The organism is Bacillus sp. A01H, from assembly GCF_045277205.1.
Lineage (GTDB): Bacteria > Bacillota > Bacilli > Bacillales > Bacillaceae_G > Bacillus_A > Bacillus_A paranthracis.
Window position 1 is genome coordinate 1,503,433 of the sequence record NZ_CP117702.1, and the last position, 17,654, is coordinate 1,521,086.

A 17,654-nucleotide genomic window follows, 5' to 3' on the forward strand; every position below is an offset into this window, starting at 1 on the left:
GTTATTACAAGTAAGAAAACGCTTACACTTCAAAAAAAAAGACTTTCCTTATATGAGGAAGGTCTTTTTTCGTATGTAAAAGATTATAAAAAAGAAAATATGTAACATACTACTAATAAAGGAAGGGGGCAGAAATATGACAAATCGAAATGGTAGTAAAGGGAGCGGAAATCAAGGCTCACCGAAATCAGGGCAATTTCAACAAGAGTTTAGTGCAGAATTTGAAACTGGTAACGATAATAAAGGAAAAGAATATCGTTCGAAAAAGGGAAGTAAATCAAAAAAGGAGTGAATCATTTCACTCCTTTTTTGATTTAAGATGCGGCAGATTGATCTGTATTATATTTTTCTTCTGATTTTGCGACAATCATTGCGCAAATTGCATCACCAGAAATATTTACAGCTGTTCTTGACATATCTAGAATGCGGTCAATACCGATAATTAAGGCAATACCTTCTACCGGTAGATTTACTTGATTTAAAACCATCGTCAGCATTACAAGCCCAACACCTGGTACACCAGCAGTGCCGATACTAGCTAGTACAGCAGTTAATACGACTACAGCTAGTTGGGAAATAGTAAGTTCAACGCCGTATACTTGAGCGATAAATACAGTTGCTACACCTTGCATAATGGCAGTACCATCCATATTAATTGTTGCACCTAGTGGTTGTACAAAAGAGCTAATTGCTTTTGGAACACCAAGCTTCTCTTGTGCGGTTTTCATTGCAAATGGAAGAGATGCATTAGAGCTAGATGTACTAAATCCAATCGCCATTACTGGTCCGAAATGTTTAAAGAAACGGACAATGCTTTCTTTTGCCAATACTTTTAATAAGCCACCATATACGAAGACACCGTGAATAATAAGTACTAGCATAACGACAATCATATACTTGAACATCGCAGCGACGCCTGCAAGACCCATTTTACCAACGGATGAAGCAAGCAACCCAAATGTTCCGATTGGAGCTAATTTCATAACGAGATTAACGAGATACATCATTAATTCGTTGCCCTGTTCAAGTAATGAATGAATACCTTGGACACGTTTTCCTAAAATAGCTATACCAAGTCCAATTAATACGGCAAAGGCAATAATTTGTAACATGTTTCCATCAGCCATCGCTTTTGCTGGATTATCTGGTACGATATTTAGCAATGTATCGACGAAAGATGTTTCGGTTTTTGCACCTTCATATTTAAGCCCTTCGGTTTTAAAATTACCACCAGATCCTGGTTGTATAATCAGTGCAAATGTAACTGCAATAGAGATGGCAACGGCTGTAGTTACAAGAAAGAATGAAATTGATTTTAAACCAATTCTTCCAAGTTGCTTCGGATCTCCAAGACCAGCAGCTCCAAGTACGATAGAAATGAATACAACAGGGACAACTAGCATTTTAATGAGGCGAATAAACAATTGACCAAGTGGATTGAACACATATTGATTTAATGGTTCAAAAATGGATGGTGCAGCTAAATTTAAAGTGAGTCCGACAACTAAACCGAGAAATAATGCAATTAAGATTGCTTTTGTTTGTTTCAATAAAATCCCCCTTATTTTTTGTAAAATAGCTTTCTACATTAATTGTACCGAAAAAATACCTATTTTGACAATATTTTCTGAATATTTTGTACAAAATATTTATCCCGCTTTAATGGGCAGTAAGACCCCCACCTCAAGATTCAGCGAAAGCAAAGAAGTTAGGTGGGGGTCGGGCTGCCCATAAAAGTCCGATTGGTTCAACTAATAATCAGTGGGGGATGAAAAACTCCCCACTGATTAAAGTTTCACTTTATTTTAATGTAGAGAGGATTACATTTTGTATTTGAAAAACAAATTAGGCCATCACATTGGATGACCTAGGGAAGGGGACAATTTATGTCAATTTAATTAGGGATGGAAGTTGTTCAAGACACTGGGGAATGTCTTATAAATTAGGGAGGAACAACTTCGATACATATACTATAAAATGTGGATGTGACGCCCGTGTGAACATAGAGTGAAAGAGAGAGGGAGTTTTAAATAGAAGATAGAAAGACAAAAAATAAGACCATCACATATGATGGCCTAAGGAAGGGGACAATTTATGTCAATTTAATTAGGGATGGAAAGCTGTTCAAAGACACTGGGGAATGTCTTATAAATTAGGGAGGAACAGCTCCGATACATATACTATAAAAGATAGATGTGACCCCTATGTGAACATAGAGTGAAAGGTATGAGGATTTAAGAAATGATACATATAAAATGATTGTTGCGAGAGTTGTAGAGTAAGGATAAATATAATAGAAAGAGTCTTGTCATAAAATGAAGTGAAGTTCGAGTATAAATAAAAGTTGAAAACTATGAAAAAAAGGATTATGCTCAACTATATTATAAGAATATAAGGTTTATCCTGCTATTTAAGGTTTTTTATAAGCCTTTAGTTATGAGGGGCAAAAAGGGAGTTAGTGAATATGGAAGTAACAAAAAGACAAAGGCTGTATAATCGTTTTATACGATTAAATCCACCACAAATATTAGCATTAGGTTTTTTCTGCTTAATTGTGGTTGGCGGTTTGTTATTAAAGTTACCATTCGCAACGAAAGTACATATTAGTTGGGTAGATGCTTTCTTTACCGCAACGTCAGCAGCGACTGTAACGGGATTGGGAGTAGTAGATACTGCAAGTACGTTTACAATGTTCGGCGAAATTGTAATTATGTTTTTAATTCAAACAGGCGGTCTAGGTCTTATGACAATTGCCATTTTAATTGTTTGGGTATTAGGTAAAAAAATCGGATTACGTCATCGCTTATTAATTGGAGAGGCATTTAATCAGACAAATATAGGTGGTCTTGTAAAATTAGTAAAACGTGTCTTTATATTTTCAATTTGTATTGAGTTTATTGGAGTCATCTTTTTATCATTTCGTTTTATTCCAGAGTTTGGCTTTGGAAAAGGTGTATACTATAGTATTTTTCACGTGATCGCATCTTATAATAATGCTGGATTTGCTCTATGGCCGGATAATTTAACAAGGTATGTAGGCGATCCGATTATTAATATTGGGATTTGCTCTTTAATCGTAATAGGCGGTCTCGGATTTACCGTACTAATTGATATATGGTATAGCCGGAGTTTTCGAAAACTATCGCTTCATTCCAAAATCATGATTATTGGAACGGTAGCGCTAAATGTGATAGCGATGATTGTGATTTTTGTATTGGAATATAATAATGTAAAGACGTTAGGGAATTTACCGTTAAATGAAAAGTTATGGGCTTCTTTTTTCCAAGGGATTACTCCTCGTACGGCTGGATTTAATACAGTTGACTACGGGGGAATGGAAGAATCATCTATATTATTTACGATGGTTTTAATGTTTATTGGTGCAGGAAGTGTATCAACAGGTGGAGGGATTAAATTAACAACGTTTGTTATTTTAGTTACATCTGTTCTTTCTTTCTTTAGAAAGAAAGAGGAAATCGTATTATTTCAGCGCACAATTAAAATGTCGACAGTAACGAGAGCATTAGCAATTGCCGTTGCTAGTCAAATCCTTATTTTTGCAGCAGTATTTATGTTAATGCTTACAGAAGACTTCAGTTTTATTCAGTTACTATTTGAAACAATTTCAGCGTTTGGAACAGTAGGATTAACGATGGGAATTACTGCAAAGTTATCAGCGTTTGGAAAATGTATGATTATGTTTGTTATGTTTTGTGGATTAATCGGACCGTTAACACTTGTATTTTCTTTAGCGCGACCAGCAAAACAAAAAATTAAATATCCGTCAGAAGATGTATTTACAGGATAAGGTATCCCGCATAAGCGAGATACCTTTTTCTTTTTAAAAGAGGGAGAACAATAAGCCGATAAGCGCTACTCGGAATAAAATTGCAATGAGTGCTGCAATTCCACCGACAATCGCAGCGATACCACCAGTTACAGTAGCTCCGCGGTTATAAGCGTAAATACCTAGTAATACAGAAACAAGACCGAATAATGTTGGGAAGGTGAAAAGTGATAAGATAGATAAGGCAAGAGCGATAAAGCCAGCCGTTGATCCAGCAGCGGACGATCTTACATCATCTTTATGTTCCTTCTCATCGTAATCATAATCAATGCGCTGTGGTGCAACCTCAGCTGCATATTCTTCTTTATAGTCACTATAATCACTATCTATTCTATCTCTTTTTTTATACTCATCAAATTTCTCAGTCAAAGTCATGACTCCTTTCATAACAAGGTTCAATAGTAGTATGTATCTCTTTTTCCTTTTTATCCGAGTATGTACAGGGAGTAATATCCATTTAAAAGGTGAAGATTGTTTTTTTGAAATAGGAAAAGTTAGTATGACTTCCTCTATTTTGGAAAGTATAAAAAAGAATAATGAGGAAAGGGTGCAATACATAATGGAACATCCAATTGAAAATTTAATGAAAACAGCAATGACAAATTTAAAAGAGATGGTAGATGTAAATACGATTGTTGGAAGTCCAGTTTCAACAGCTGACGGAAATGTAGTATTAACAGTATCTCAAGTAGCCTTTGGTTTTGGAGCTGGAGGAAGTGACTTTAAAGGTGAATTTATTTCCGAAAAACATAATAATGGACAAGGGCAGCATAAAGAGAATAAGCAAAGTCATCCATTTGGAGGCGGAAGCGGGGCTGGGGTTTCTATTAGCCCAGTTGCTTTTTTAGTAGTTGGTTCTAACGGTGTGCAAGTATTGCATCTCAATAGTAGTACACATTTAATTGAAAAAGCTTTAAATACCGTACCAAGCACTGTAGATAAATTTGTAAATGGTCGCTAAAGGTGAACTTGCATTTTTTAGGAATTATGATATATTAGAAAAAGTGCGCTTTAGGATGATCGGAATAATTGAACTGTAAATATATATGATGTGTGGAATAAGGGAGAGGAATTTATGATTAATATCAAAAACTTAGTAGTTGGCTTATGTATGTTAGTAAGCGGTTTTGTTGTATATGTAATAAAAGAAAAAGCTCCATTCTAAAACAGACAAACCGTTATTGTCTGTTTTAAATTTGTGAAAAATGTTGACAAGTTGCTATATTGATGTTAAAATTTTAATTCGTGTCTCGGTTACAGCTAGTGTAAAGTAAATAAATCTTATAAATATAATACGAAAAGTTTGCGAAAGATCGGGTAGTTTTACCAACAACTTTTGTGAACAAACCCTATAAATTATAATTATAGGCTTTATAGGTATACTAGTGAATCAAGGAGCGGTCAGTGGAACCGTAATGATGAGAGAGAGGTAGGGCTTTCATCCAGTATATGTTACTTTCCCGTTAGGTGAATATAAAAAAGAGGACTCCTTTTCAAAAGGAGTCCTCTTTCTTTTTTGTATTGAATTTAAATGCGGCTCTCAACTTGCTGGCAAATTTCATCTGTTGTTAAACCGTGGGCGTTAATTACCGATCCTTTTATTGATGTATCTGCAATACCCATCATATTAGAATCTTGCCCAGTTACAACGCAACAGTCGCATCCTTGTGCGTCATGTTCCGAGTTAATTGTAATGACTTCATGCCCCTGTTGCTGAAGAGCTTGTTGGACATCTGTTAACGAATTTTCAACACCAATTTTAGCCATAATTCTCACCTCCTACCATCTAGTTGTTAGTATGCTCAAGTTCATCGTATATATTTATATAAAGACGGTAGGAAGCATATATTTATCTTTTATTTACGGGTAGCCTGATTAAAGTACGACTTTATTTAGTCGTTATATACACCAGTAAGCATTTGACTTACGAATTGATCGTTTAGAGTATCTTGGGCGGAAGAAGTATTTGAATGAATGTCGATTGAAGCAATGAAATTGTTATATTCTTTATTATTTGGTTCTACCTCTACATAATTATCAAATTTACAAAAACCTTTCGTATCCATTAGATCAAATAGTTGAAGCATCTCTACTACCTCTTGTCTCGTTCCTTTAATTTGTACACACGCCATATTGATTTCCTCCTTCATTTTGACAAATTGTTTTTTAAAAATAGGATTATGATTCCGAAATGAAAAATATGAATGTTATTTTTAGACAGCGTTATTTTTATTATTTTCCCCCTTTTTCAGCAAAAGTCGTTGTATATTCCCGAATTTATAAAAACGGACGTCCGTTTATTGAATACAATAGATTCGTATCAATTGGCGAAAATCCTTCTTTTAAACAAATATTTTTTTAATGGAAATTGACGAAAAAATTTTTTCGACTTTTTGTAAACGTTAACAATGTTGTTAAATCAATATAATTAAAGATGTACGTACGAATAAAAATTATAAATTTTCTAAAAATTCACTTGATTTATTTAGAAAGGAGAGTAAACTAGGAAACAATAAAAAATTCATAGAACATAGGAGGCGCTTTCCAGTGAACGAGCAATGGATTTTCTTAAATGGAGAATTTGTTCCAAAAGACGAGGCAAAAGTATCAGTATATGATCATGGTTATTTATATGGAGATGGAGTATTTGAAGGAATTAGAGTTTATAGCGGTAATGTTTTCCGTTTGAGAGAGCATCTTGTCCGGTTATATGAATCAGCAAAATCCATCATGTTAGAAATTCCATATTCTTTAGATGAAGTAACGAATATTGTTGTTGAGACGATTCGACAAAATAAATTATCTAATGGATACATTCGCCTAGTTGTATCGAGAGGAGCAGGAAATCTTGGGTTAGATCCTGATTCTTGTAAAAAACCGAATGTAGTAGTAATTGCAGAGCAACTATCTTTATTCCCACAAGAATATTATGAAAAAGGGATTCCAGTTGTAACAGTTGCAACGCGCCGAAACCGTCCAGATGTATTGTCGCCTCAAGTAAAATCTTTAAATTACTTAAACAATATTTTAGTTCGCATCGAAGCGAAATTGGCTGGAGTACAAGAAGCGCTTATGTTAAATGATCAAGGATACGTAGCTGAAGGCTCAGGGGATAACGTATTTATTGTAAAAGGAAATAAATTAATTACACCACCAAGTTCTGCTGGAGCGTTAGAAGGCATTACACGAAATGCTATTTTAGAAATTGGTGAAAAACTTGGATATGACGTTAGAGAAGAGTTATTTACAAGACATGACGTATATGTAGCTGATGAAGTATTTTTAACAGGAACAGCAGCGGAAGTAATTGCTGTTACGACAGTAGATGGTAGAACGATTGGTTTAGGGCAAACGGGTCCACATACGAATCGTTTATTAGAAGAATTCCGAAAGTTAGTTATAGAAGATGGAGAGAAAATTTACGAAGAAAATAAAGTTGGATAACAACTTTTTATAACATAAGAAAGCGTTGATAGGGAGGAGTAGTTGATTGTGAAGCCTCACAGAGAGTCGGTGGTTGCTGGAAACCGATGGTTCACGTCGACGAACATCGCCCTTGAGTGCTAAGCTGAAGCATTTGTCTAGGCTTAGACGGTAGCTCCGTTATTAGCTAGACTCATTTTATGGGTCACTGAGGCAAGAGTATTCTTGCAAAGAAGGGTGGTACCGCGAAATCTTTCGTCCCTTCAGCACATAGCTGGAGTGTGGACGTAGGATTTTTTTTATTGATAAAAGTTTTTAAAAGGGGGCTTATAAGAACAATGTCTTCAAAAACGGAAGAGAAACTGGCAACTGGTGCACAGCTATTGTTAGAAGCGCTAGAAAAGGAAGGAGTAGAAGTGATTTTCGGTTATCCTGGTGGTGCTGTTTTACCTCTTTATGATGCACTCTATGACTGTGAAATTCCGCATATTTTAACAAGGCATGAACAAGGTGCTATTCACGCTGCTGAAGGGTATGCCAGAATTACTGGCAATCCAGGGGTTGTCATTGCAACGAGTGGACCAGGTGCTACAAATGTGATTACTGGTCTAGCAGATGCGATGATTGATTCATTGCCACTTGTTGTATTTACAGGGCAAGTAGCAACAACGTTAATTGGAAGTGATGCTTTCCAAGAAGCGGATATTATGGGGCTTACGATGCCAGTGACAAAACATAACTATCAAGTGCGAAAGGCTTCCGATTTACCTCGAATTATTAAAGAGGCATTTCATATTGCTAGAACAGGAAGACCAGGCCCAGTCGTTATTGATCTTCCGAAAGATATGGTAGTAGAGCAAGGCGAACGATGTAGTGATGTGCAAATGGATTTACCAGGATACAACCCTAATTATGAACCGAATCTACTGCAAATAAACAAATTATTACAAGCAATTCAGGTTGCAAACAAGCCATTAATTTTAGCTGGAGCAGGTGTATTGCATGCGAAAGCTTCGAAAGAATTAACAAGTTTTGCTCGTAAATATGAAATTCCTGTTGTGCATACATTACTTGGTCTCGGTGGGTTTCCACCAGATGATGAACTATTTCTAGGGATGGGAGGAATGCATGGTTCTTACACAGCTAATATGGCGTTATATGAATGCGACTTACTCATTAATATAGGCGCTAGATTCGATGATCGTCTTACTGGAAATTTAGCTTATTTTGCGAAAGAGGCGACTGTCGCGCATATCGATATTGATCCAGCAGAAATCGGAAAAAATGTACCGACTGAAATTCCTATTGTTGCAAGTGCTAAGCAAGCGCTCCAAGTATTACTTCAACCAGAAGGAAGGAAAGAAAATCATCATGAGTGGATCTCTTTATTAAAGAATAGAAAAGAAAAGTATCCATTCTCTTATAAACGAAATTCTGAAAGTATTAAGCCTCAATATGCAATTGATATGTTATATGAAATTACGAAGGGAGAAGCGATTGTAACAACAGATGTGGGGCAACATCAAATGTGGGCAGCCCAATATTATCCGCTGAAAACTCCAGATAAATGGGTAACTTCAGGAGGACTAGGAACGATGGGCTTCGGATTTCCAGCAGCAATTGGTGCCCAAATTGCAAAGCCTGATGAATTAGTTATTGCAATTGTTGGTGACGCTGGATTTCAAATGACTCTGCAAGAATTAAGTGTGTTAAAAGAACACTCTTTACCTGTTAAAGTATTTATTTTAAATAATGAAGCTTTAGGAATGGTAAGACAATGGCAAGATGAATTTTATAACAAAAGATATTCGCACTCTTTACTATCGTGTCAACCAGATTTCGTTGCTCTTGCGAATGCGTATGGCATAAAAGGGGTTCGCATAGATGATCCACTTCTTGCGAAGAAACAATTGCAGCATGCAATTCAATTACAAGAGCCAGTTGTAATTGATTGCCGTGTACTTCAATCAGAAAAGGTAATGCCGATGGTTGCGCCAGGGAAAGGTGTTCACCAAATGGAGGGAGTGGAAAAAAGGTGAAGAGAATTGTTACAGCAACAGTTCGAAATCAAAGTGGTGTGTTAAACCGAATTACAGGTGTTATGACACGAAGACATTTTAATATTGAAAGTATTTCAGTAGGTCATACGGAATCATCGGACATATCGCGGATGACGATTGTTGTACACGTTGAAAATGAACAGCAAGTTGAGCAGTTAATTAAACAACTTCATAAGCAAATTGATGTTTTGAAAGTATCAGATATTACAGAAGAAGCGATGATTGCAAGAGAACTCACACTTATTAAAGTAGCAACATCAGTAGCAAGAGCAGAATTATACAGTTTAATTGAACCGTTTCGAGCCGCTGTAATAGATGTTGGGAAGGATTCCATAGTTGTGCAAGTAACAGGTACGCAGGAAAAAGTAGAAGCATTAATTGAATTACTTCGTCCATACGGTTTGAAAGAAATTGCAAGAACAGGTGTAACAGCCTTTACGCGTAGTATGAAAAAGCAAGATAAGCAAGTAATGTTAATTCAATAATCATTTAAATATAGGGGGAAATGAAAATGGCAAAAGTTTATTATGAAAAAGATGTAACGGTAAATGTATTAAAGGAAAAGAAAGTAGCAATCATTGGATATGGCTCGCAAGGTCATGCGCATGCGCAAAATTTACGTGATAACGGATTTGATGTAGTAGTAGGTTTAAGAAAAGGTAAGTCTTGGGATAAAGCGAAAGAAGATGGATTTTCTGTATATACAGTAGCAGAAGCAGCAAAGCAGGCTGATGTAGTAATGATTTTGCTGCCAGATGAACTGCAACCAGAAGTATATGAAGCGGAAATTGCGCCAAATTTACAGGCAGGAAATTCTCTCGTTTTTGCACACGGATTTAATGTTCACTTTGATCAAGTGAAACCACCAGCGAATGTAGATGTATTTCTAGTAGCGCCAAAAGGTCCAGGACATCTTGTACGCCGTACATTTGTTGAAGGCGGAGCTGTTCCTGCATTATTTGCAGTATACCAAGATGCAACAGGAGTTGCGACTGAAAAGGCACTTTCTTATGCTGATGGAATTGGAGCGACGAGAGCTGGTGTATTAGAAACGACATTTAAAGAAGAAACGGAAACAGATTTATTTGGAGAGCAAGCTGTACTTTGCGGCGGAGTAACTGCGCTGGTGAAAGCTGGATTTGAAACGTTAGTTGATGCCGGATATCAGCCGGAACTTGCATATTTTGAATGTTTACATGAACTGAAACTTATTGTTGACCTTATGTATGAAGGTGGACTTGAAAATATGAGATATTCAGTTTCAGATACAGCGCAGTGGGGCGACTTCGTATCAGGGCCACGCGTTGTAACGGAAGATACGAAGAAAGCGATGGGTACAGTGCTAGCAGAAATTCAAGATGGTACATTTGCAAGAGGTTGGATTGCAGAGCATAAAGCAGGAAGACCGAATTTCCATGCGACAAATGAGAAAGAGAATGAACACGAAATCGAAGTAGTTGGACGTAAATTACGTGAAATGATGCCTTTCGTACAGCCGCGAGTAAAGGTAGGGATGAAATAATATGAAGCAGATTTTGTTCATGGATACGACGCTACGTGATGGCGAACAATCACCAGGAGTGAATTTAAATGAACAAGAGAAATTGCAAATTGCAAGGCAATTAGAAAGACTAGGGATTCATGTTATGGAAGCTGGCTTTGCAGCAGCTTCCGAAGGGGATTTTCAATCGGTAAAACGTATCGCGAATACAATTCAAAATGCTACAGTTATGAGTTTAGCTAGAGCGAAAGAAAGCGATATTCGAAGAGCATATGAAGCTGTGAAAGGTGCGGTATCTCCTCGTTTACACGTATTTTTAGCTACGAGTGATATTCATATGAAATATAAACTTTGTATGTCAAAAGAGGATGTGTTAGATAGTATTCATCGTTCTGTTACACTTGGAAAATCATTATTTCCAACAGTACAATTTTCTGCAGAAGATGCGACAAGAACAGCAAGAGATTTTTTAGCTGAGGCAGTAGAAGTTGCGATTCGTGCAGGAGCCAATGTAATTAACATTCCAGATACAGTTGGATATACGAATCCAGAAGAATATTATTCTCTTTTTAAGTACTTACAAGAATCCGTTCCTTCATATGAAAAAGCAATTTTCTCTTGTCATTGTCACGATGACCTTGGAATGGCTGTAGCAAATTCGTTAGCTGCAGTTGAAGGGGGAGCATTGCAAGTAGAAGGAACAATTAATGGAATTGGAGAGAGAGCAGGGAATGCGGCGTTAGAAGAGGTTGCAGTTGCTCTTCATATTAGAAAAGATTTCTATAAAGCAGAGCCTTCTATGACGCTAAAAGAAATTAAAGCGACAAGTACATTAGTAAGCAGATTAACAGGTATGGTTGTACCGAAAAATAAAGCGATTGTTGGAGCAAATGCATTCGCTCATGAATCAGGCATTCATCAAGATGGTGTATTAAAAGAAGTGACAACATATGAAATTATTGAACCAGCGCTAGTAGGCGAATCTCAAAATCTATTTGTACTTGGAAAACATTCTGGACGTCACGCGTTTACAGAAAAAATGAAAGAGCTTGGCTATGAATTTACAACGGAAGAACGAGATGCAGTGTTTGAAGCGTTTAAAAAATTAGCTGATCGTAAGAAGGAAATTACGGAGGAAGATTTACGAGCACTTATGCTTGGTGAAGCAGCATTTGCGGCTCAGCAATTTAATATTACGCAACTGCAAGTACATTTCGTATCAAATAGTACACAATGTGCGACAGTTGTACTAAAAGATGAGGAAGAAAATGTATTCGAAGATGCAGCTACTGGCTCTGGTAGTATTGAAGCAATTTATAATGCAATCCAAAGAATTTTAGGATTAGAATGTGAATTGGCGGATTATCGCATACAATCTATTACACAAGGTCAAGATGCACTGGCTCATGTTCATGTTGAATTAAAAGAAGGAACACATCAAGTATCAGGTTTTGGTGTTGCGCAAGACGTATTGGAAGCGTCGGCGAGAGCATATGTCCACGCAGCGGGGAAATTGAAATCTTTTATCCAGCTGGTGAAATAAGTGTTTGATAGGTGAGAGGGGCTATTCTCACCTATCGAATTAAAGTTCTGAAAATTCAGTTAAAAGGAGTGTTGAAATTGGAAAAACGTATCGTTTGTTTAGCTGGTGATGGGGTTGGACCGGAAGTTATGGAAAGTGCGAAGGAAGTATTGCATATGGTAGAAAGGTTATATGGTCATCATTTTCATTTGCAAGATGAGTACTTCGGCGGGAGTGCTATCGATTTAAATGGGCAACCATTACCACAACGAACGCTTGCCGCTTGTTTAGCAAGTGATGCGGTTTTACTAGGAGCAGTTGGTGGACCAAGGTGGGATAGTGCGAAAGAAAGACCAGAGAAAGGATTATTAGCTTTAAGAAAAGGGCTCGGTGTATTTGCGAACGTTCGCCCTGTAACGGTAGAAAGTGCAACGGCACATTTATCGCCATTAAAAAAGGCTGATGAAATTGATTTCGTTGTCGTTCGTGAATTAACAGGTGGGATTTATTTTTCTTATCCGAAAGAACGAACCGACGAAGTAGCAACGGATACACTTACGTATCATCGCCATGAAATTGAACGTATCGTTTCTTATGCTTTTCAATTAGCGAGTAAACGGAAGAAAAAAGTAACATCTATTGATAAGGCGAATGTTTTAGAATCTAGTAAACTATGGAGAACTGTAACAGAAGAAGTAGCACTTCGTTATCCAGATGTTGAACTAGAACATATTTTAGTAGATGCAGCTGCTATGGAGTTAATTCGGAATCCAGGACGGTTTGATGTAATTGTAACAGAAAATTTATTTGGGGATATTTTAAGTGACGAAGCTTCCGTATTAGCTGGATCATTAGGAATGCTTCCGTCAGCAAGTCACGCGGAAAAGGGTCCTTCATTATACGAGCCTATTCACGGATCGGCACCGGATATTGCCGGGAAAAATAAGGCGAATCCAATTGCGATGATGCGCTCTGTTGCCATGATGCTTGGACAATCGTTCGGATTAACGAGAGAAGGGTGTGCAATTGAAGAAGCGATTTCAGCAGTCCTTAAATTAGGAAAATGTACAGCAGATATCGGGGGGACTGAAACGACAACTTCATTTACGAAGGCAGTAATGCAAGAAATGGAAGAGCAAGCGCTAGTAGGGAGAGGAAGATAATGGGGAAAAGGTTGCTAGATAAACTTTGGGAAAGACACGTAGTTGCGACAAATGAAAATGGATTAGATTTATTATATATCGATCTGCACCTTGTTCATGAAGTAACGTCACCGCAAGCCTTTGAAGGCTTGCGGCTTACAAATCGAACGGTACGCAGACCAGATTTAACATTCGCAACGATGGATCATAATATTCCAACGAAAGATGTTTGGAATATTACCGATCGCATTGCGAAGCAGCAATTAGATACACTTCGGGAAAATTGTAAACAATTTCAGGTGCCGTTAGCAGATATCGGAGATGAAGAGCAAGGGATCGTTCATGTTATCGGACCAGAACTTGGGCTCACGCAGCCAGGAAAAACAATTGTTTGTGGTGATAGTCATACAGCAACGCACGGTGCGTTTGGCGCGCTAGCATTTGGTATTGGTACGAGTGAAGTGGAACATGTATTGGCAACGCAAACGTTATGGCAAAGAAAACCGAAAGCGATGGGAATTGAGTTAAAAGGAAAATTACAGAAAGGCGTTTACGCAAAAGATATTATTTTGCATCTCCTTTCAAAGTACGGTGTAGCAGTTGGAACTGGATACGTAATGGAATTTTACGGAGAGACGATTCAGGCTATGGAGATGGAAGAGAGAATGACGCTTTGTAATATGGCGATTGAAGGAGGAGCAAAAGCGGGTATTATCGCGCCGGATGAAAAAACAGTTGCTTATGTAAAAGGACGTAAATATGCACCGAGAGACTATGAAACTTTCGAGAAGAAATGGTTTGAACTGTATACAGATGCAGATGCAATTTATGATTTACATATTTCGATAGATGTTACAGATTTAGCGCCATACGTTACGTGGGGAACAAATCCGAGTATGGGAGTTCGTATTGATGAGAAATTGCCAGAAAAACATGATGTAAATGACGAAAGAGCATTTTCTTATATGGGATTAAGCCCTGGACAAAGTACGTATGATATTCCAGTTCAGCATGTTTTCATTGGATCTTGTACAAATTCCAGGCTCTCTGATTTAGAAATTGCTGCATCTGTTGTGAAAGGAAGAAAGGTAAAAGAAGGTGTGCGAGCACTCGTTGTACCTGGATCGAAAAGAGTAAGGGACGCGGCGATGCAAAAAGGACTACATCACATATTTGAAGAAGCAGGATTTGAATGGAGAGAACCTGGATGTTCCATGTGTCTTGGAATGAATCCAGATCAAGTACCTGAAGGAGAGCATTGCGCTTCAACTTCAAATCGTAATTTTGAAGGAAGACAAGGAAAAGGAGCACGAACGCATTTAGTTAGCCCAGCAATGGCGGCAGCAGCTGCGTTATATGGTCATTTTGTTGATACAAGAAAGGAGAGTTATGATGGAGCCATTTCGTATTCATAAAGGTACTGCCGCAGTACTTATGAATAATAACATTGATACGGATCAAATTATTCCGAAGCAATATTTAAAGAGAATTGAAAGAACTGGGTTTGGAAAGTTTTTATTTGATGAGTGGCGATATGATAATGAACGACACGAAAACCCTAATTTCCCACTAAATGCACCAGATAGAAAAGGAGCAAGTATATTAATTACAGGTGATAATTTTGGATGTGGTTCTTCAAGAGAACACGCACCGTGGGCACTTGCTGATTATGGTTTCCGCGTAATTATCGCGGGAGGGTTTGCAGATATTTTTTATATGAATTGTATGAAGAACGGTATGTTACCAATTGTAATGGATAAAGAAATGCGAGAAAAGCTTGCCAAAACGGATGCAAGAGAACCAATAGAAGTAGATTTAGAGAATGAAGTAATTACAACAAGTACGCACAGGTTTCATTTTACAATCGAGAAAATGTGGAAAGAGAAATTATTAAATGGTTTAGATGAAATTAGTATTACAATGCAATATGAACAAGAAATAAAAGAGTATGAAAGAAGGATAGCTGTATATTAAAAGATAACGGAATATTTAAAATGTATTTACATTCAGAATTAAGTATTATATACTATGTAAAAATTAGAGGAGAAAGGGAGTAAGTATTATGAAAACAATGCAATCTATTAAAATGCTTACACAACTACATCATCATACATAAAGCCCTTGAACCTAGCGTGAAAACGTGTAGGTGCAAGGGTTATTCCCGTTGTACCTACACGCTACTAAAGAGCCTTGTAGGTATATTTTATCTACAAGGCTCTTTTTATTTTCGGTTTAGGTGCATGAAATAAGCATACATTAGAAAGGGAAAGGTGTGAGAATTTCGATGACAAAATGGAAACGGGCAAATCCAAATGGAACGAGAGATTATTTATTCGAAGAATGTACGTTAATTGAAGAAGTGGAGCAAAAATTAAGGCGTACTTTTTTAGAGAGAGGTTATGAAGAAATAAGGACACCAACAATTGAATTTTATGATGTGTTCGCCTTTCAAAGCAGGCCGATAGATGAAGAAAAGATGTATAAATTTTTTGATGAAAAGGGAAGGATTATCGTATTGCGTCCAGATATGACAATTCCTTTAGCGAGAGTGATCGGAACGCAGAGGTGTGATACACCACTTAAAGTGACGTATAGCGGAAATGTATTTCGAGCGAATGAGTCCCTTACTGGAAAATATAATGAGATCGTGCAAAGTGGTATTGAAATTATCGGTATTGATAATGTAAGAGCTGAAATTGAATGTGTTATAAGCGTCATTCAATCACTTCAAAAGTTGAAGGTGCAATCTTTTACAATAGAGATTGGGCAAGTACAGTTATATAAATGTATTGTCAAAAAGCTCTCCATTCATGAGGAAGAAGAGAAAGTTCTTAGAACATATATTGAAAGTAAAAATTATGCCGCTTTATCCAATTTTATTAGAGATAAGAAATTAGATCGATGTGATGAAACAGTAAAGTTACTGGAGAAATTACCGAGGTTATTTGGGAATTTAGAAGTGATTGAGGAAGCAGAAAAACTCGCCTCCAGTAATGAAATGAAAATGGCCATTACAAGAGTGAAAGAAATATATGAAGCAATTGACAAGCTAGGCTATGGATCGTACATATCCATTGATTTAGGTATGATTCAACATTTGGACTATTATACAGGTGTTATTTTCAAAGGGTATATATATGAAATTGGGGAAGAAATTGTTAGTGGCGGAAGATATGATGAGTTAATTGGAAATTTTGGAGAAATGTTACCGGCTGTTGGACTCGCGGTGCAAGTTAATCAAATTGTAAAGGCGCTGCAAGAGCAGCAAGAGCCATATGAACGAAAGAGAATAGATATTATGATTCATTACGAGTTAAATAGATTAGCAGAAGCGGAACGATTACGAAATTTACTTCAAAAGGACGGGAAAAAAGTAGCGCTATCTTTATTCTCTAATTTAAATGATACTTTTCAATTTGCTAGAAAAAATCAAATTGTAACGGTCGTTGAGGCAAAGAACGAATCATTAGTGGAATATGTATGGAAAGAGAAATGGGTCGTCCAGAAAGAAGGAGAAACTTCATGCGTAACATTCAAATTGCGTTAACGAAAGGGAGATTAGAAAAACATGTGATTCCGCTCTTTGAGCAGATTGGAATTGATTGTTCAGAGCTCAAAAATAAAGGAAGAAAACTTGTCTTTCAAAGTAAAAATACGGATATCTCATTTATTTTAGTGAAAGCAGTAGATGTTGCTACTTATGTAGAACATGGAGTAGCGGATATCGGAGTCGTTGGAAAAGATATTTTAATGGAAAACGAGAAAGATATTTATGAAATGTTAGATTTAGGAGTAGGCGTGTGTAAGTTTTGTGTCGCTTCTATTCCTACTTATAATCCGAAGAGCTACCGGAAGAAATGCATTGCGACGAAATATCCACATATTACTTCTAACTATTTTCATGATAAAGGAGAGGATGTAGAAATTATTAAAATAGAAGGTTCTGTAGAAATTGCTCCTATTCTTGGATTGGCAGATGCGATTGTTGATATTGTTGAAACAGGAAAAACATTACAAGAAAATGGACTCATTGTATTTGAGGAAATGTATTCTATATCTGCTCGAATGATTGTAAATAAGGCTGCATTAAAAACTAAAAAAGACGAAATATTCAGTATTATAAATATGATGGAGCAAGAAATTTTGTCAGGAAAATAGG

Annotated in this window: 18 protein-coding genes and 1 other annotated feature; of the genes, 14 read left to right on the forward strand and 4 right to left on the reverse strand. The window is 36.9% G+C overall.

Features of this window, described 5'->3' with window-relative positions; translation table 11 throughout:
- Nucleotides 1-136 precede the first annotated feature (136 nt).
- Nucleotides 137-292 (forward strand): hypothetical protein, encoded by a 156-nt coding sequence (locus tag PSR14_RS08025; protein WP_000184931.1) that lies wholly within the window; start codon nt 137-139, stop codon nt 290-292.
- Between the two features lie 22 nt (nt 293-314).
- Here the strand turns inward: PSR14_RS08025 and PSR14_RS08030 are convergent, their stop codons facing one another.
- Entirely contained in the window at nt 315-1,550 is a 1,236-nt protein-coding gene (locus PSR14_RS08030) for a dicarboxylate/amino acid:cation symporter (protein ID WP_000814817.1), read from the reverse strand.
- A 914-nt stretch (nt 1,551-2,464) separates the two neighbouring features.
- Here PSR14_RS08030 and PSR14_RS08035 point away from each other — a divergent pair.
- A complete protein-coding gene (locus PSR14_RS08035) occupies nt 2,465-3,808 on the forward strand; it encodes a TrkH family potassium uptake protein (protein ID WP_000454130.1) in 1,344 nt (447 codons plus the stop codon).
- Nucleotides 3,809-3,841: 33 nt separating this feature from the next.
- On the opposite strand, the gene PSR14_RS08040 is transcribed toward PSR14_RS08035, so the two are convergent.
- On the reverse strand, nt 3,842-4,234 hold the full coding sequence (locus PSR14_RS08040) for an imidazole glycerol phosphate synthase (RefSeq protein WP_001997037.1): 393 nt from the start codon (nt 4,232-4,234) through the stop codon (nt 3,842-3,844).
- A 112-nt stretch (nt 4,235-4,346) separates the two neighbouring features.
- Between PSR14_RS08040 and ytfJ the strand changes: the two genes are divergently transcribed.
- Complete coding sequence (gene ytfJ, locus PSR14_RS08045) at nt 4,347-4,808, forward strand: GerW family sporulation protein (RefSeq protein WP_001997038.1); 462 nt, start codon at nt 4,347-4,349, stop codon at nt 4,806-4,808.
- Between the two features lie 114 nt (nt 4,809-4,922).
- Nucleotides 4,923-5,012, forward strand: coding sequence for a hypothetical protein (locus tag PSR14_RS08050; protein WP_000608225.1), 90 nt, complete (start codon nt 4,923-4,925; stop codon nt 5,010-5,012).
- A gap of 362 nt (nt 5,013-5,374) precedes the next feature.
- Here PSR14_RS08050 and PSR14_RS08055 read toward each other — a convergent pair whose 3' ends face one another.
- Both PSR14_RS08055 and PSR14_RS08060 read right to left on the reverse strand, forming a co-directional pair.
- On the reverse strand, nt 5,375-5,614 hold the full coding sequence (locus tag PSR14_RS08055) for a YkuS family protein (RefSeq protein WP_001062580.1): 240 nt from the start codon (nt 5,612-5,614) through the stop codon (nt 5,375-5,377).
- Nucleotides 5,615-5,739: 125 nt separating this feature from the next.
- Nucleotides 5,740-5,979 carry a DUF3911 family protein gene (locus PSR14_RS08060; protein WP_000752508.1) on the reverse strand — a complete coding sequence of 80 codons (240 nt, stop codon included), beginning with the start codon at nt 5,977-5,979 and terminating at the stop codon, nt 5,740-5,742.
- 415 nt (nt 5,980-6,394) lie between these two features.
- Between PSR14_RS08060 and ilvE the strand changes: the two genes are divergently transcribed.
- The 10 genes from ilvE to hisG all read left to right on the forward strand — a co-directional run bounded on the left by ilvE (nt 6,395) and on the right by hisG (nt 17,653).
- Complete coding sequence (ilvE, locus tag PSR14_RS08065; protein WP_001005497.1) at nt 6,395-7,291, forward strand: branched-chain-amino-acid transaminase; 897 nt, start codon at nt 6,395-6,397, stop codon at nt 7,289-7,291.
- Nucleotides 7,292-7,307: 16 nt separating this feature from the next.
- Nucleotides 7,308-7,536 (forward strand) — a binding site (T-box leader).
- Nucleotides 7,537-7,608: 72 nt separating this feature from the next.
- On the forward strand, nt 7,609-9,309 hold the full coding sequence (ilvB, locus tag PSR14_RS08070; protein ID WP_000095855.1) for an acetolactate synthase large subunit: 1,701 nt from the start codon (nt 7,609-7,611) through the stop codon (nt 9,307-9,309).
- A complete protein-coding gene (gene ilvN / locus PSR14_RS08075; RefSeq protein ID WP_098487268.1) occupies nt 9,306-9,815 on the forward strand; it encodes an acetolactate synthase small subunit in 510 nt (169 codons plus the stop codon). The genes ilvB and ilvN overlap by 4 nt, the downstream gene beginning before the upstream one ends.
- A 26-nt stretch (nt 9,816-9,841) precedes the next feature.
- Entirely contained in the window at nt 9,842-10,852 is a 1,011-nt protein-coding gene (ilvC, locus tag PSR14_RS08080; RefSeq protein WP_001151736.1) for a ketol-acid reductoisomerase, read from the forward strand.
- 1 nt (nt 10,853) lies between these two features.
- The gene (gene leuA / locus PSR14_RS08085) at nt 10,854-12,374 is read left to right on the forward strand and encodes a 2-isopropylmalate synthase (RefSeq protein WP_098487267.1); all 1,521 of its coding nucleotides are present in this window, start codon (nt 10,854-10,856) and stop codon (nt 12,372-12,374) included.
- Nucleotides 12,375-12,451: 77 nt separating this feature from the next.
- Nucleotides 12,452-13,516, forward strand: coding sequence for a 3-isopropylmalate dehydrogenase (gene leuB / locus PSR14_RS08090; RefSeq protein WP_000415369.1), 1,065 nt, complete (start codon nt 12,452-12,454; stop codon nt 13,514-13,516).
- On the forward strand, nt 13,516-14,910 hold the full coding sequence (leuC, locus tag PSR14_RS08095; protein WP_073541083.1) for a 3-isopropylmalate dehydratase large subunit: 1,395 nt from the start codon (nt 13,516-13,518) through the stop codon (nt 14,908-14,910). Before leuB ends, leuC begins: the two co-directional genes overlap by 1 nt.
- Nucleotides 14,888-15,469, forward strand: a complete 582-nt coding sequence (leuD, locus tag PSR14_RS08100) for a 3-isopropylmalate dehydratase small subunit (RefSeq protein ID WP_073536434.1) — start codon at nt 14,888-14,890, stop codon at nt 15,467-15,469. Before leuC ends, leuD begins: the two co-directional genes overlap by 23 nt.
- Nucleotides 15,470-15,779: 310 nt before the next feature.
- Complete coding sequence (gene hisZ / locus PSR14_RS08105) at nt 15,780-17,042, forward strand: ATP phosphoribosyltransferase regulatory subunit (protein WP_048557198.1); 1,263 nt, start codon at nt 15,780-15,782, stop codon at nt 17,040-17,042.
- Nucleotides 17,018-17,653: an ATP phosphoribosyltransferase gene (gene hisG / locus PSR14_RS08110; protein WP_001244470.1), complete on the forward strand. Its 636-nt coding sequence runs from the start codon at nt 17,018-17,020 to the stop codon at nt 17,651-17,653. The genes hisZ and hisG overlap by 25 nt, the downstream gene beginning before the upstream one ends.
- Nucleotide 17,654 lies beyond the last annotated feature (1 nt).

Coding starts and splice junctions, on each gene's coding strand:
- PSR14_RS08060 (WP_000752508.1), bottom strand. CDS start 5,979: ATGGCGTGTGTACAAATTAAAGGAACGAGACAAGAGGTAGTAGAGATG.
- PSR14_RS08025 (WP_000184931.1), top strand. CDS start 137: ATGACAAATCGAAATGGTAGTAAAGGGAGCGGAAATCAAGGCTCACCG.
- ilvC (WP_001151736.1), top strand. CDS start 9,842: ATGGCAAAAGTTTATTATGAAAAAGATGTAACGGTAAATGTATTAAAG.
- ytfJ (WP_001997038.1), top strand. CDS start 4,347: ATGACTTCCTCTATTTTGGAAAGTATAAAAAAGAATAATGAGGAAAGG.
- PSR14_RS08050 (WP_000608225.1), top strand. CDS start 4,923: ATGATTAATATCAAAAACTTAGTAGTTGGCTTATGTATGTTAGTAAGC.
- hisG (WP_001244470.1), top strand. CDS start 17,018: ATGCGTAACATTCAAATTGCGTTAACGAAAGGGAGATTAGAAAAACAT.
- leuC (WP_073541083.1), top strand. CDS start 13,516: ATGGGGAAAAGGTTGCTAGATAAACTTTGGGAAAGACACGTAGTTGCG.
- hisZ (WP_048557198.1), top strand. CDS start 15,780: ATGACAAAATGGAAACGGGCAAATCCAAATGGAACGAGAGATTATTTA.
- PSR14_RS08040 (WP_001997037.1), bottom strand. CDS start 4,234: ATGAAAGGAGTCATGACTTTGACTGAGAAATTTGATGAGTATAAAAAA.
- PSR14_RS08055 (WP_001062580.1), bottom strand. CDS start 5,614: ATGGCTAAAATTGGTGTTGAAAATTCGTTAACAGATGTCCAACAAGCT.
- leuD (WP_073536434.1), top strand. CDS start 14,888: ATGGAGCCATTTCGTATTCATAAAGGTACTGCCGCAGTACTTATGAAT.
- ilvB (WP_000095855.1), top strand. CDS start 7,609: ATGTCTTCAAAAACGGAAGAGAAACTGGCAACTGGTGCACAGCTATTG.
- leuA (WP_098487267.1), top strand. CDS start 10,854: ATGAAGCAGATTTTGTTCATGGATACGACGCTACGTGATGGCGAACAA.
- PSR14_RS08035 (WP_000454130.1), top strand. CDS start 2,465: ATGGAAGTAACAAAAAGACAAAGGCTGTATAATCGTTTTATACGATTA.